At 67.1% G+C, this 13,728-nt stretch carries 12 protein-coding genes; 10 read left to right on the forward strand and 2 right to left on the reverse strand.

The annotated features are described in order from the left end of the window. Nucleotides 1-22 precede the first annotated feature (22 nt). The 4 genes from ACNFIA_RS02015 to ACNFIA_RS02030 are packed head-to-tail and all read left to right on the forward strand — an operon-like array spanning nucleotide 23 to nucleotide 4,325. Nucleotides 23-295: a flagellar biosynthetic protein FliQ gene (locus ACNFIA_RS02015; RefSeq protein ID WP_045213351.1), complete on the forward strand. Its 273-nt coding sequence runs from the start codon at nucleotides 23-25 to the stop codon at nucleotides 293-295. Nucleotides 296-299: 4 nt separating this feature from the next. After that, the gene (fliR, locus tag ACNFIA_RS02020; RefSeq protein WP_416782692.1) at nucleotides 300-1,100 is read left to right on the forward strand and encodes a flagellar biosynthetic protein FliR; all 801 of its coding nucleotides are present in this window, start codon (nucleotides 300-302) and stop codon (nucleotides 1,098-1,100) included. Then, a complete protein-coding gene (gene flhB, locus ACNFIA_RS02025) occupies nucleotides 1,093-2,226 on the forward strand; it encodes a flagellar biosynthesis protein FlhB (protein ID WP_416782693.1) in 1,134 nt (377 codons plus the stop codon). The genes fliR and flhB overlap by 8 nt, the downstream gene beginning before the upstream one ends. A gap of 2 nt (nucleotides 2,227-2,228) precedes the next feature. Next, on the forward strand, nucleotides 2,229-4,325 hold the full coding sequence (locus ACNFIA_RS02030) for a flagellar biosynthesis protein FlhA (RefSeq protein WP_416782694.1): 2,097 nt from the start codon (nucleotides 2,229-2,231) through the stop codon (nucleotides 4,323-4,325). A gap of 203 nt (nucleotides 4,326-4,528) precedes the next feature. Here ACNFIA_RS02030 and ACNFIA_RS02035 read toward each other — a convergent pair whose 3' ends face one another. Further along, complete coding sequence (locus ACNFIA_RS02035; protein WP_259758511.1) at nucleotides 4,529-4,891, reverse strand: PilZ domain-containing protein; 363 nt, start codon at nucleotides 4,889-4,891, stop codon at nucleotides 4,529-4,531. Between the two features lie 353 nt (nucleotides 4,892-5,244). Here ACNFIA_RS02035 and ACNFIA_RS02040 point away from each other — a divergent pair, with 353 nt between their 5' ends. From ACNFIA_RS02040 to ACNFIA_RS02065, 6 genes are all read left to right on the forward strand, one after another. Next, entirely contained in the window at nucleotides 5,245-6,366 is a 1,122-nt protein-coding gene (locus ACNFIA_RS02040) for a PAS domain-containing protein (protein ID WP_259758509.1), read from the forward strand. 10 nt (nucleotides 6,367-6,376) lie between these two features. Further along, entirely contained in the window at nucleotides 6,377-7,819 is a 1,443-nt protein-coding gene (locus tag ACNFIA_RS02045) for a sigma-54 interaction domain-containing protein (RefSeq protein ID WP_416782695.1), read from the forward strand. 360 nt (nucleotides 7,820-8,179) lie between these two features. After that, nucleotides 8,180-8,779 carry a dimethylamine monooxygenase subunit DmmA family protein gene (locus tag ACNFIA_RS02050; protein WP_259758506.1) on the forward strand — a complete coding sequence of 200 codons (600 nt, stop codon included), beginning with the start codon at nucleotides 8,180-8,182 and terminating at the stop codon, nucleotides 8,777-8,779. Then, nucleotides 8,776-9,744 (forward strand): PDR/VanB family oxidoreductase, encoded by a 969-nt coding sequence (locus ACNFIA_RS02055; RefSeq protein ID WP_416782696.1) that lies wholly within the window; start codon nucleotides 8,776-8,778, stop codon nucleotides 9,742-9,744. Before ACNFIA_RS02050 ends, ACNFIA_RS02055 begins: the two co-directional genes overlap by 4 nt. Before the next feature lie 14 nt (nucleotides 9,745-9,758). Then, nucleotides 9,759-10,775, forward strand: a complete 1,017-nt coding sequence (locus tag ACNFIA_RS02060) for a heme-dependent oxidative N-demethylase family protein (RefSeq protein WP_416782697.1) — start codon at nucleotides 9,759-9,761, stop codon at nucleotides 10,773-10,775. Nucleotides 10,776-10,899: 124 nt separating this feature from the next. Beyond that, nucleotides 10,900-12,429, forward strand: a complete 1,530-nt coding sequence (locus ACNFIA_RS02065) for an APC family permease (protein ID WP_259758501.1) — start codon at nucleotides 10,900-10,902, stop codon at nucleotides 12,427-12,429. 288 nt (nucleotides 12,430-12,717) lie between these two features. On the opposite strand, the gene ACNFIA_RS02070 is transcribed toward ACNFIA_RS02065, so the two are convergent. Beyond that, on the reverse strand, nucleotides 12,718-13,653 hold the full coding sequence (locus tag ACNFIA_RS02070) for an AEC family transporter (RefSeq protein WP_416782698.1): 936 nt from the start codon (nucleotides 13,651-13,653) through the stop codon (nucleotides 12,718-12,720). Nucleotides 13,654-13,728: the final 75 nt, after the last annotated feature.

Below are 13,728 nucleotides of genomic sequence, written 5' to 3' on the forward strand. Positions count from 1 at the left end.
CGGCCCTGACGGAAACCACGCCATGCTCACGCCCGAAAGCGCCGTCGATATCGTCTCCAACGCCGTGCACATCACCGCGCTGATTGTCTGCGTGCTGATCGTGCCGAGCCTGATCGGCGGCCTGCTGGTGAGCATTTTCCAGGCGGCCACGCAGATCAACGAGCAGATGCTCAGCTTCCTGCCGCGCCTGCTGATCACCTTAGGGATGCTGGTATTCGCCGGGCACTGGATCCTGCGTACGCTCTCGGAGCTGTTCATCGAATCGTTCCACCAGGCGGGCCGACTGGTCGGCTGATGCCATGCAGCACGGCGCATCCTTCCTGCAGGTCTTCGATACCCTGCACACGCTGCAGGCCTGGTGGTGGCCGTTCTGCCGGATCATGGCGGTGTTCGCCCTGGCGCCGATCTTCAGCCACAAGGCGATCCCCCTGCGCCTGCGCATCCTCCTGGGCCTCGCCCTGACCGTCGCCCTGGGCGCCGCGCTGCCGCGCCCGCCGGCCATCGATCCGTTCTCCGCCCAGGGCCTGCTGGTGGCGCTGGAGCAGATCGCCTTCGGCCTGATGCTGGGTCTTGCGCTGATGCTGGTGTTCACCGTGTTCACCCTGGTGGGCGACGTGATCTCCACCCAACTGGGCCTGAGCATGGCGGTGTACAACGACCCCATGAACGGCGTGTCGTCGTCCTCGATCCTCTACCAGCTGTATTTCATCCTGCTGGTGTTCCTGTTCCTCTCCATCGACGGCCACCTGCTGGTGGTGAGCATCCTCTACCAGAGCTTCGTCTACTGGCCGGTGGGCAACGGCCTGCATTACCTGGGCCTGGAGTCGGTAGCGGGCAGCCTGGCATGGGTGTTCGCCGCCGCCGTACTGATCACCCTGCCGGTGGTGTTCTGCATGACCCTGGTGCAGTTCTGCTTCGGCCTGCTCAACCGCATCTCCCCGGCGCTCAACCTGTTCTCCCTGGGCTTCCCCATGGCGGTGCTGGCCGGGCTCGGGTGCATCTGGCTGACCCTGCCGGACATCCCCGAGAATTACCTCAAGCTCACCCGCCAGTTGCTCGACGCCATCGGCGTGATCTTCCGCGAGGGGCGCCATGGCTGAGCAGCACAGCGCCCAGGAAAAAACCGAAGAGGCTTCCCAGCAGAAGCTGAAAAAGAGCCGCGAGGATGGCCAGGTCAGCCGCTCCAAGGACCTGTCCACCACGCTGTCGCTGCTGGCCACGCTGATCGCCCTGAAGTTCTGCGTCGAGCACTTCTACGATGGCCTCAGACAGGGCTTCGCGCTGTCCTTCATCGATCTGCGGCACAGCGAGATCGGCCTGGACGACCTGCCGCTGGTGCTCGGCCATCACCTGGCGCTGCTGATCACCACGCTGCTGCCGTTGCTGGTCACGCCGCTGCTGGTGGTGCTGTTCTCGATGATCCCCGGCGGCTGGATCTTCTCCCGCAAGAACTTCATGCCCCGGCTGTCCAAGCTCAACCCCATCACCGGCCTTGGGCGCATCTTCTCGCTGCAGAACTGGACGGAGCTGGCCAAGTCGCTGCTGAAGATCGCCGTGCTGATCCTGGTGGCGCTCTACCAGCTGCACGCCGCCCTGCCCGGCCTGCTGGCGCTGCAGCGCAGCAACGTGCACGGCGCCATCGTCGCCGCCTTCGGCACCTTCTACGACATCACCCTGTCGCTGCTGGTGGTGTTCATCCTGTTCTCGGTGATCGACATCCCGATCCAGTACTTCTTCTTCAAGAAGAAGCTGCGCATGACCAAGCAGGAGCGCAAGGAAGAACACAAGAACCAGGAAGGCCGCCCGGAAGTGAAGGCGCGCATCCGCCAGTTGCAGCGCCAGCTGGTGCACCGGCAGATCAGCAAGTCGATCAAGAGCGCCGACGTGGTGATCGTCAACCCGGTGCATTTCGCCGTCGCGCTGCGCTACGACCCGAAGAAGGCCCAGGCGCCCTACGTGGTCGCCAAGGGCCTGGACGAGACCGCGCTGTACATCCGCAAGCTGGCCAAGACCCACGCGCTGGAAGTGCTGGAGCTGCCGCCGCTGGCCCGCGCCATCTACGCCACCACCCAGGTGAACCAGCAGATCCCGGCGCAGCTGTACAAGGCCGTGGCCCACGTCCTCACCTACATCCTCCAGCTCAAGGCCTGGCGCTCCGGGCGCCGCGAGCGGCCCGAGCTGATCAGGAACGTCCCCATTCCCGATGAACTGCTGAACAGAGTCTGACCATGCGCCTACTGCAGTCACTATTGCCGACCCTCCAGAGCGGCCGCATCGGCATCCCGCTGATCATCCTGTCGATCCTCTCGATGATCATCCTGCCGCTGCCGCCGCTGGTGCTGGACGCCCTGTTCACCTTCAACATCGTGGTGGCGATCCTGGTGCTGCTGGTCAGCGTGTCGTCGAAGAGCCCGCTGGACTTTTCCCTGCTGCCCACGGTGATCCTGGTCACCACGCTGCTGCGCCTGACCCTCAACGTCGCCTCGACCCGCGTGGTGCTGCTCGACGGCCACACCGGCACGGGCGCGGCGGGCAAGGTGATCGAAGCCTTCGGTCACGTGGTGATCGGCGGCAACTTCATCGTCGGCCTGATCGTCTTCGTGATCCTGATGATCATCAACTTCATGGTCATCACCAAGGGCGGCGAGCGCATCTCCGAAGTGACCGCGCGCTTCATCCTGGACGCGCTGCCCGGCAAGCAGATGGCCATCGACGCCGACCTCAACGCCGGCCTGATCGACCAGAACGAAGCCAAGCGCCGCCGCTCGGAAGTGGCCAAAGAGGCCGACTTCTACGGCGCGATGGACGGCGCCTCGAAGTTCGTCCGCGGCGACGCCATCGCCGGCATCCTGATCCTGCTGATCAACCTGTTCGGCGGCCTGGCCATCGGCGTGTTCGTCTACGACCTGCCCGCCGGCGCGGCCTTCCAGCGCTACGCCCTGCTGACCATCGGCGACGGCCTGGTGGCGCAGATCCCGGCGCTGCTGCTGTCCACCGCGGCGGCGATCATCGTCACGCGGGTCAACGAGTCGGCGGAAATCACCAGCCTGGTGCGCAAGCAGATGCTCGCCTCGCCGTCGCTGCTCTACACCGTCGCCGGCATCCTGGTGGTGCTCGGCCTGGTGCCGGGCATGCCGCACGTGGCGTTCTTCGCCTTCGCCGCACTGGTCGCCTTCATCGCCTGGCGCCTGTCCCTGGCCGGCCCGCCGATGGAGGCGCAGACGCTGGAGCAGACCCAGGCGCTGACGCACGCGATGGATCAGGAGCGCGCACAGCAACTGGGCTGGGAAGACATCCCGCTGGTGGAGCGGCTGTCGATCTCGCTGGGCTACAAGCTGGTCAGCCTGGTCAACGAGGCCAGCGGCGCGCCGCTGCCACAGCGGATTCGCGGGGTGCGCCAGACGCTCTCGGAGAACCTCGGCTTCCTCCTGCCGGAAGTGCAGATCCGCGACAGCCTGCGCCTGAAGGCCTCGCAGTACGCCATCCACATCAATGGCGAGCGCATCGACGGCGCGGAGATCCACGCCGACCGGCTGATGGCGATTCCCTCGCCGGAGCTGTACGGCGAGATCGACGGCATCCTCGGCGTCGACCCGGCGTATCGCATGCAGGTGGTGTGGATCCTGCCGGCGGACAAGTCCCGCGCGCTGAACCTGGGCTACCAGGTGATCGACTGCGCCAGCGTGGTCGCCACGCACCTGAACAAGGTGGTGCGCGAGCACCTGCCGGACATCTTCAAGCACGACGACGTCGAGCACCTGATGCAGCGCCTGACCCTGCAGGCGCCCAAGCTGGCCGAGTCGCTGAAGGCGCAGCTGACCTATTCGCAGCAGCACCGGGTGTTCCGCCAGTTGCTGCAGGAAGAGGTGCCACTGAAGGACATCGTCACCATCGCCAGCGCCCTGCTCGAAGGCAGCGAGACCACCAAGGACCCGGTGCTGCTGGCCTCCGACGTGCGCTACGCGCTGCGCCGCAGCATCGTTTCCTCGATTGCCGGCGACCGCCCGGAGCTGGCCGTGTTCGTGCTGGAGAATGCCCTGGAGAACACCCTGCTCGGCGCCCTGAGCATCGCCCAGCAGGCCGGCCCGGTGAGCCTGGACAACATCCCGGTGGAGCCCAGCCTGCTCAACCAGCTGCAGCACAGCATGCCGGTGGTGAAGGAAAAGCTGCGCAAGGAAGGTCACCCGCCGATCCTCACCGTGATGCCGCAACTGCGACCGCTGCTCGCCCGTTATGCACGGGTGTTCAGCCCGGGGCTGCACGTGCTGTCGCAGAACGAGATTCCGGAGCGGGTGGGGGTGCAGATCATGGGGACGCTGGGGTAAGCGGTTTTTGGGGGACTCGGGCGCTGGGCGCTGCCCTCTCCCCCGCCCTCTCCCTGAAGGGAGAGGGAGCCGTTCGGCGTTCTGTTGTTGTCGCGGAGTCAGCCGGCGAGCTCTGACCTAAAGCCCCCGCTCGGGACAGTCCCCTCTCCCTTCAGGGAGAGGGCTAGGGAGAGGGTGCATCAGCCCACACCCACCCCCCCCCCTCACGACAACCGCGCCCGCCCCAGCAGGCTGCGGTTGAAACTCACCGACATCGACGTCACCAGCTCGGTGAACGCGGCGCTCGGCCGGTCCAGCTTGAAACCCTGCTCGAAGCGCGCGTTCTTCGCGTCCTTCTTCGACCACTGGCAAATCGCGGTGATGTCCACCGAGCGGGTGTGGTCCTCGCGCACCGGGATCTCCAGGCGCATGTCGTAGCAGCTGCCCGGCGCCAGCGGCCCGTCCGTCACCAGCCGCAGCCCACCCATCGAAACGTCCAGGACCACCCCCATGGGGTCGCCGCTCAGGCGGTTGGTCACGTTGATCTGGCCAATGTGGCGGAAGGTCAAACGACGGTGCTTGCGCATGGCGGCCTCTTGTAGGGAGCGGGCTCTGGGTCCAGGGAACGAAACGCGCGCGCATCCTAGCAGCGCCAGCGCCTCAAACGAACTCAAAAGCTATCAACTGGCCAGTATCGAGCGTAAATCGCCCCCGCCTTCCATCGCCCGGCACGCCGTTGCAGCGCTGCAGCGGATACTCTGCACGCTGCGCTGCAGGTTTGCCCCACGTGCTGCGTTTTTGCCCACCCCCCTTCGCCCCACCCCGCGGCGTGCGGGCATTCCAGACTGGCATGCAACCTGCCTTGTTCCTCCGGCGGGCCATTCGATGGCCGCATCGCCCTGTTGGGAAATTGCATTGGAGATCTACGTTGGAGGGACAAATGGACCCGCTGAAACTGCTGCTGGACAGGGGCTTGCTGCTGTCCGACAGCCTGACGTCCCAGGGACGCTTCATCGAAGTCTCGGCCGAGCAGACCGATCAGCTCGGCTATCCGCCCGGTTCGCTGGACGGCCAGGGCGCCGAACTGATCTACACCGCCGACTCGCTGAACGCGCTGATGCAGCTGTTCGCCAGCCCGCCGGCGGACGAGCGCGTGCAGGACCTGGAACTGACTCTGATCCGCCATAACGGCGGCCTGCTGCCAGTGCTCGCCAGCGGCGTGCTGCAATGGCGCGACGGCGAGCCGGCGCGCCTGCACCTGGTGAAGATGCCGCTGGGGCCGATCAGCCGGCGCCTGGGCGAGCTGCAGAGCGCCAACGAGGTGATGAGCCAGATGCTCTTCAGCGCGCGGGTAGCCTACTGGTGCATCGAGTTCGCCGAGTCGGTGGACGTGCGCGAGACGCCCGACGAGATCGTCCGCCAGGTGTTCGAGAACCGCTCCTACTGGCGCCTGTGCAACCGCGCCATGGCCAACATCTACGAGATGCCGGCCGACGTCGACTTCAGCGAACAGCCGGTGCGCCTGTACTGGCCACGCAGCCCGGCCAACGAGGAGTTCGTGCGGCGCCTGATCGAGGCGGACTTCCACGTCGACGGCGCGCTGTCGGTGGACCGCCGCCACGACGGCTCGCCGGCCTACGTGGAGAACGACGTGCGCGCCAGCATCCACAACGGCCGCCTGCTGCGCATGTGGGGCAGCCTGCGCGACGTCAGCCAGGAACTGCGCATGCAACACGACGCCGAGCAGCGCATCGAGGCGCTGCGCCGGGTGTTCGACGCGGTGCCCGACGCCGTGCTGGTGATCGACGAGCAGGCCCAGCCGCAATGGCGCAACGCCGCCTTCGAACACACCTTCGGCATCACCCGCGCCGCGGGCCTGGCCTCGACGCTGAACCGCATGCCGCTGCCCGAGCGCACCTGGCAGGTGCTCGACCTGCCGGACCAGTTCGGCAACTACCAGTCCTTCAACAGCCACTGCTCGCGCATCCTCATCCGCGAGGGCGAGGCCTGGCGCGTCTTCGTGCTGCGCTTGGCGAACAAGGCGACGGAGCTCCATCCATGAGCAAAGAAGCATGAGCGAAGAAGGCTTCTTCGCGCCGCTGCGCATGGGCATGCGCTCGTCGGTCAGCGCCTCGGCCGAGATGCTATCCGCACTGCTGGAAACCCCGGCGCTGCACGCCCTGCTGGACAGTTTCAGCGAGGCGCTGGTCGTCTGCGACGGCGACTCGCGGGTGCGCTTCATCAACCTCGCGGCGGAACGCGTCAACCGCGTCACCCGCATCGATGTGCTGGGCCTGCCGGACGTGGACTTCTTCCAGCGCTCGGCGTTGCAGTTCGACGACTTCCAGCAGGCCCTGCGGCGCGGCGGCAAGAGCGCGCTGACCCGCTCGCGCGACGGCCGGGTGTTCCTCACCCGCGCCCAGGCGGTGCCCACCACCGCCTACGAGAAGCCGTACACGCTGCTGGTCCAGCGCGAATACGAACCGGGCACCGCCGGCAGCCTGCGCAGCCCTTCGGGGCGCGCCTCGACCACCGACCTGTCGGGCCTGGGCGACCCGCAGGACAACGCCCTGCACATGTCGCCGCTGCTCTCCTCCATCGCTGACATGGGCGTACGCGCCTTCCGCCGCCGCGCGCGCCTGCTGCTGCTCGGCGAGCCCGGCGTGGGCAAGACCGCCATCGCCCGGCACATCCACCGCGCCGCCGGCTGGGGCGACCGACCCTTCATCGACGTGAACTGCGCTAGCATCCCGGAAACCCTGTTCGAGTCGGAGATGTTCGGCTACGAGCGCGGCGCCTTCACCGGCGCGCTGCAATCGGGCAAGCGCGGCTACATCGAGAGTGCCTCGGGCGGCACGCTGTTCCTCGACGAGATCGGCGAGATCCCGCTGCAGGTGCAGGCCAAGCTGCTCAAGTTCCTCGAGGACGGCACCATCCAGCCGGTGGGTTCGCCGTTGTCGAAACAGGTGCAGGTGCAGGTGATCGCCGCCACCAACAAGGACTTGCGCGCCCAGGTGGCGGCCGGCGAATTCCGCGCCGACCTCTACTACCGCCTGGCCGTGCTGCCGGTGGAAATCCCGCCGCTGCGCGCCCACCGCGATGACCTGCCGGTACTGATGGACATCCTCCTGGCGCGCATCAACCGCGACCGCCAGCCACCGCTGCGGCTCGCCTCGGATTGCCGCGAACGCCTGCTGGGCTACGACTACCCCGGCAATATCCGCGAGCTTGTGAACATCTTCGAACGCCTCGCGGTGCTGGCCGACGACGTGGCCGAAGAACTGCACCTGCCGCCGGAACTGCTCGGCGCGCCGCCGGCCGGCAGTCCTGTCGCCGCCGTCACCGCCGAGCCGGCCGCGGCCATCGACGACCAGCCGCTCAAGGCCCAGGTGCAGCGCTACGAGCGCCAGGTGATCCTGCGCGCGGTGCGCCTGTGCGGCAGCAAGCGCAAGGCGGCGATCCACCTGGGCATCGACGTCGGCACCTTGATCCGCAAGTTGCAGCGGGACGAGTGAGCGCTCTGCTCACGCCGGACTTTCCCGTATTTGTAGGAGCGAGCTTGCTCGCGAACAAACCCCGCGCGGAAGCTGTTCGCGAGCAAGCTCGCTCCTACGAAAAGCCGGGCGGGCTGCATCCGCGAAACCGACCGGAAACGCCCCTGCGACAATCCACCGCTGCAAGGCTGCCTACAGGCGTTGTCATTTCTGCTTACACCTTCACCCCCGCGCTTTATTTTTATCCTTTTATTTCAATTACTTAACGATTTGGCACAGCCTGTGCTCCGTGACTCCCCGACCCGTGACCGTGCACGGGTCCTCGAATCGCGCCGCCGCTTCTGACGTCAGAGCCGCGGCAGTTCTGGAGGCACAAGAACAATGCTCATCACAGGTATCAAGAGCCGGCCGGTCTACGACCAGTTGCGCCCGCTCGCCGGTGGCACCCACCACATCATCGCCGGCCAGGGCAGCGGCGGCGCCGCCATGCTCCGCCTGCTCGCCGAGATGCCGCGCACCGCGCCCATCCGCGTGCTGTATTCCACCGAATCCTTCTCCGGCCAGGATCACCTCGCCGCGCTGCGCGACATCACCGACGTCGAGCTGGCCATCTACCCGAGCAACCGTGCGCTGGTCGATGACCTGCACGCCCTGCTGGGCCAGTCGCGCATGGGCACCCGCCTGTACCTGGCCGGCTCGGAAAGCTTCATCGGCACCGCCATGCAGGCCGCCGATGCGATCAACCTGAACAAGGACGAGGTGCTGCGCGAGCACGCCGGCTCCTTCGTGCGCCGCGTCTGGTGCGTGCACTGCGACGGCTACACCGAGAACGTCACCCAGCGCGTCTTCGACTGCCCGCACTGCGCCCGCACCCTGGTGGTCCGCGACCACTATTCCCGCCGCCTCGCCGCCTTCCAGGCGGTGAAGGCCGACGCCGAAGTGCCCGGCGAACTGCCCGAAGCCGAGGAGCTCGACACATGAGCCAGTCCAACGGAACCCTGAAGGTCCGCGTCACCCGCATCGAGCAGGTGACCCCCGAGATCAAGCGCTTCACCCTGGCCTCCACCGACGGCGCGCACCTGACGCCGTTCTCCGGCGGCAGCAACGTCGTGGTGCTGATGCCCCACGCCACCGGCACCTACCGCAACGCCTATTCGCTGATGAGCTCGCCCTACGACGCCAGCGCCTACCAGATCGCCGTGCGTCGCGTGGAAGAGGGCCGTGGCGGTTCGAAGCACATGCACGACGTGGTGAAGGAAGGCGACGAGCTGGAAATTCTCCGCCCGGTGAACCTGTTCCCGCTGAGCAAGCATGCGCGCCTGCACCTGTTCATCGCCGGCGGCGTGGGCATCACCCCGGTGTGCTCGCAACTGGCCGAGCTGCGCCTGCGCGGCACGCCCTTCGAAGTGCACCTGGCGGTACGCGGCGACGCCCATGCGCGCCTGGGTGAAGAATTGCTGCAGGAGTACGGCGACGCCGTGCGCCTGTACCGCGACGACCGCGGCGAGCGCCTGGATATTTCCGCCGTGCTGGCGGACCGCCCGCTGGGCAGCGACGTCTACGTCTGCGGCCCCGAGGGCATGATCCAGGCGACGATCGACGCCGCCCATGCCCACGGCTGGACCGACAGCCACATCCACTACGAGCGCTTCCTCGAACAGGGCAGCGTCGGCGAGGCGTTCCAGGTCACCCTGGCCCGCAGCGGCGCGACCCTCACGGTGTCGCCCGACCAGAGCCTGCTGGAAGCCGCCGAGGCCGCCGGCCACGAGATCCCGTACCTGTGCCGCGGCGGTGCCTGCGGCATGTGCGAGACCCACGTGCTGGAGCTGGACGGAGAAATCCTCCACACCGACGACTGGCTGTCCGACGAGGACAAGGCCGCCAACACCAAGATCATGCCCTGCGTGTCGCGTGCCAAGTGCTCGCGGCTGGTCATCGACTGCTGAGCCGGAGAACGACCATGACCATCCAATTCCGCCCCGACGAAACCTACCGCGACGACTACACCTACGCCAACAGCCCGGAATGCATCGCCCGCGCGCCCTGGCCCTTCCCGGACGACGAGTACATGTACTCGATGAACCTGGAGCCGCACGTCAGCGTGGGCGACGGCGCCTTCCGCGCGGTGTTCGACATCGACGAGCACTACATCAGCGAGTGCCGCGACCGTGCGATCACCCTGGAGAAGGACCCGGGCATGCACTACGTCTCCGCGCCGCACATGATGGAGGCGCAGTGGGACCTGCTCGAACTGATCATGGAGTCCTACGCCAAGGATTACCCCGAGTATTTCTCCCTGGAGAAGGACGGCACCCGCTGGCACTGGACCAACAAGCTGCTGGACATCGACGACACCTTCACCTTCGGTGATCCGTCGACCCTGCCCTTTGAACCGATGGAGTACGTCACCCGCCAGGCCCAGGGCGACTGGGTCCTGCAGGAGGAGCGCGACGGCACCCTGTACTGGGGCGCGGGCATCGCCACCCAGCGCGCCGACTACTCGCTGCGCTTCAACCTGGGCATGGCCTGGCACGAGTTCCACGGCCCGGTGCCGCTGGTGAAGGAAACCGGCATGCTCGACCGCGCGCTGAAGTTCCTCCTGCGCCTGCGCAACGGCCACCCGGTGCGCCGCCTGAACTGGTCGCTGACGGTCAACCCGCGCCTGGACGTGTCCGCCGAGTCCCTGCCCGAGTGGGCGCCGGACCGTACCACGGTGACCGCCGAGAACGCCGGTCAAAAGGTCTACTTGCGCATCGAGCTGCAACCGCTGCACCGTCTGCCGCGCAGCAACGCCATCGTGTTCCCGATCCGCACCTACCTGCTGAGCCTGGAAGACATCGCCACCAACCCGGCGTGGGCCAAGCGCATGCACCGCGTGCTCAAGTCCCTCAACCAGGAGCTGGTCGACTACAAGGGCTTCACCCGCTACCACCAGCAAGCGGTGCAGTGGCTCTCGCAGTTCGACGACGGCCAGTAACGCTCCCCAACGAGCGAAGCCGCGCACTACCTACAACTACAAACCCGAAAAGGGAACCGGCGGGCGTCGTGAGGCCCGCCGGCCGATTGCCTTCTGCCCATCAACCCCCCGAGAGGAAACAACGATGAGTGGGTCCCCTGCCAAGCGTGCCGCTGGCGTAACCGATTCCGATGCCGAGCAGCTCGCCGCGCTCGGCTACAGCTCCAACTTCGAACGCAGCATGAGCCTGTGGGAGAACTTCTCCCTGGGCTTCACCTACCTGTCGCCGGTGGTCGGCGTCTACACCCTGTTCGGCCTGTGCCTCGCCGCGGGCGGTCCGCCGATGTTCTGGACCTACCTGCTGATCGGCCTGGGCCAGATGCTGGTGTGCCTGGTGTTCTGCGAAGTGGTCTCGCAATTCCCCATCTCCGGCGGCGTCTATCCCTGGGCGCGCCGCCTGGTGGGCAAGCGCTGGGCATGGATGGTCGGCTGGGTGTACGCCTGGGCGCTGTGCACCTCCATCGCCGGCATCGCCGTGGGCGCCAGCCCCTACATGGCCGCCATGCTGGGCTTCGAGATGCACGGTAACGCCGCCATCGGCATCGCCCTGGCGCTGATCGCCCTGTCCACCGTGCTCAACCTGTCCGGCACCAAGCTGCTGGCCCGCGTCGCCATGTTCGGCTTCATCTGTGAGCTGGGCGGTGCACTGCTGGTGGGCGGCTACCTGCTGATCTTCGAGCGTCATCAGCCCTTCAGCGTGCTGTTCAACACCTTCGACATCCGCATCGACGGCAGCTACTGGCCGGCCTTCCTCGCCGCGTCCCTGGCGGGGCTGTTCCAGTACTACGGCTTCGAGGCCTGCGGCGACGTCGCCGAGGAAACCCCGAACCCCGGCAAGATGATCCCCAAGACCATGCGCATGACCATCTACATCGGCGGCGCCGCCGCGATGTTCGCGTGCCTGGCGCTGATCCTCTCGGTGCCGGACATCCAGCGCGTGATCAATGGCGAAGACACCGACCCGGTGACCACCATCCTCGCCAACGCCTTCGGCCCGGTGGGCTCCAAGCTGGTGATGGCGGTGGTGATGGTGTCGTTCGTGTCCTGCGTGCTGAGCCTGCAGGCCGCCGCCAGCCGCCTGCTGTTCGCCTACGCCCGCGACGAGATGATCGTCGGCAGCAAGGCCCTGTCGAAACTGAACGCCAACCACGTGCCGGCCATCGCGCTGGTGGTGGCGGGCGTGATGCCGGCGGCCATCGTCTGCCTGGGCCTGTTCATGGGCGACGCCGTGGCCACCATTGTCGGCTTCGCCGCGATCGGCATCTACGTGTCGTTCCAGCTGATCGTCATCGCCTCGCTGATCGCCCGCGCCAGGGGCTGGGTGCCCGGCGGGCAGTTCACCCTGGGCAAGTGGGGCGTGCCGGTGAACGTCGCGGCGCTGGTCTACGGCGTGGCGGCGATCACCAACATGGTCTGGCCGCGCACCCCGGATGCGCCCTGGTACATGAACTACTCGATGATCCTCACCACCGTCGTGGTGCTCGGCGCGGGCCTGGTCTACATGCTGCTGGCCAAGCCCTACGACAAGGGCACCGCACCGGCGGGCGACGCCCACCGGATCTCCGGCCGCCAACTACCCGCGCGCGCTCCGGGCGCGCTGACCGAACCGGCTTGATCGCAACGTTGACGCAATTCGGGCCATACGCCTGAGGGGCTGCGTCTGGTCCGTCATTATCTTCCCCCGTGACGGACCCCTGCGTTTGCGCAACGGACCACCATCCCCGCGATGGCTGGTCCGTTTTTTTATGCCTGCACGGAGGCTTTTCTGTAGGAGCGAGCTTGCTCGCGAAAGGACTCCCCGGCGACTCCGGAGCTGGGCGGTTCGCGAGCAAGCTCGCTCCTACAGAGAGATTCTTGCGCTTGGGGCGAGCCCAGGCACGGATTTTCCCGAGAAAAGACGACCCTACCGAGCAATCCACAGCAGGCACAGGGACAGGGTCACCAGCGACCCCAGCGTCGACACCAGGATGCTCCGCGATACCACCGCCGCCTCGCGCTGGTAGTACTCGGCGAGCATGAACGGCCCGGTGCCGGTGGGCAGCGCACTGAGCAGCAGCGCCGAGTCCGCCCACAGCGGCGGCAGGTCGAACACCTGGTAGGCGAGCAAACCGGTGAGCAGCGGCTGGCCGACCAGCTTGATCGCCACCAGCGGCCAGGCGCCCACCTGCGCGTGCTGCGGCTCCTGCTTCTGCGCCAGGAACAGGCCCAGCGACACCAGCGCGGACGGCGTGGTGGCGGCGGCGAGCATGTCGAGGAAGTGCAGCAGCGGCGTCGGCAGGCCGGCGCCGGTCGTTGCCCACAGGCCACCGATGATCGGCGACACCACCAGCGGGTTCTTGCCCAGCGCCTTGAGCACCACGGCCACGGCGCGGCCCACGTGCTTCTCCTGCTGCAGGCCGACCTCGATGCACACCACGGCGATGGCGAACAGCACGCAGACCACCAGCAGCGAGGCGATCAGCGCCGGCTCCAGGCCGTCCTGGCCGAACACCAGCAGGCACAGCGGGATGCCCATGTAGCCGGTGTTGGCATAGGACGCGCTGAGGCCGTCGATGCTCGCCGCCGGCAAGGCGCGGCCCTGCGCCAGCCGCCAGACGAGGGTGGCGAAGAACACCAGCAGGCACCCGCCGGTGAAGGCGGCGAGGAAGCCCGGCTGCCAGATTTCCGCCCAGGTCGCGGTGGCGGTGACCTTGAACAGCAGCGCCGGCAGGCACAGCCAGACCACCAGCTTGTTGATCTCCGAGGCCGCCTGCGGGCCGAGGCGATTAGTGCGCCGACACAGCCAGCCGACCAGGATCAGCGCGAAGATCGGCAGGACGACAGTCAGGACGTGGGACATGGCGGGGCAACCGGACAGCAAGACAGCTGGCGAGGATAGGGGCCGAGGCCGCCGTCGTCCAATAGACCTGGGTGT

The sequence above is a fragment of the Pseudomonas sp. NY15437 genome (genome assembly GCF_048068435.1).
Classification (GTDB): Bacteria; Pseudomonadota; Gammaproteobacteria; order Pseudomonadales; family Pseudomonadaceae; genus Pseudomonas; species Pseudomonas nitroreducens_B.

Bases quoted from the DNA above. Each gene is read 5' to 3' on its own strand.
- ACNFIA_RS02015 (WP_045213351.1), top strand. From the start codon at position 23: ATGCTCACGCCCGAAAGCGCCGTCGATATCGTCTCCAACGCCGTGCAC.
- ACNFIA_RS02030 (WP_416782694.1), top strand. From the start codon at position 2,229: ATGCGCCTACTGCAGTCACTATTGCCGACCCTCCAGAGCGGCCGCATC.
- ACNFIA_RS02060 (WP_416782697.1), top strand. From the start codon at position 9,759: ATGACCATCCAATTCCGCCCCGACGAAACCTACCGCGACGACTACACC.
- ACNFIA_RS02065 (WP_259758501.1), top strand. From the start codon at position 10,900: ATGAGTGGGTCCCCTGCCAAGCGTGCCGCTGGCGTAACCGATTCCGAT.
- fliR (WP_416782692.1), top strand. From the start codon at position 300: ATGCAGCACGGCGCATCCTTCCTGCAGGTCTTCGATACCCTGCACACG.
- ACNFIA_RS02055 (WP_416782696.1), top strand. From the start codon at position 8,776: ATGAGCCAGTCCAACGGAACCCTGAAGGTCCGCGTCACCCGCATCGAG.
- flhB (WP_416782693.1), top strand. From the start codon at position 1,093: ATGGCTGAGCAGCACAGCGCCCAGGAAAAAACCGAAGAGGCTTCCCAG.
- ACNFIA_RS02070 (WP_416782698.1), bottom strand. From the start codon at position 13,653: ATGTCCCACGTCCTGACTGTCGTCCTGCCGATCTTCGCGCTGATCCTG.
- ACNFIA_RS02045 (WP_416782695.1), top strand. From the start codon at position 6,377: ATGAGCGAAGAAGGCTTCTTCGCGCCGCTGCGCATGGGCATGCGCTCG.
- ACNFIA_RS02040 (WP_259758509.1), top strand. From the start codon at position 5,245: ATGGACCCGCTGAAACTGCTGCTGGACAGGGGCTTGCTGCTGTCCGAC.
- ACNFIA_RS02035 (WP_259758511.1), bottom strand. From the start codon at position 4,891: ATGCGCAAGCACCGTCGTTTGACCTTCCGCCACATTGGCCAGATCAAC.
- ACNFIA_RS02050 (WP_259758506.1), top strand. From the start codon at position 8,180: ATGCTCATCACAGGTATCAAGAGCCGGCCGGTCTACGACCAGTTGCGC.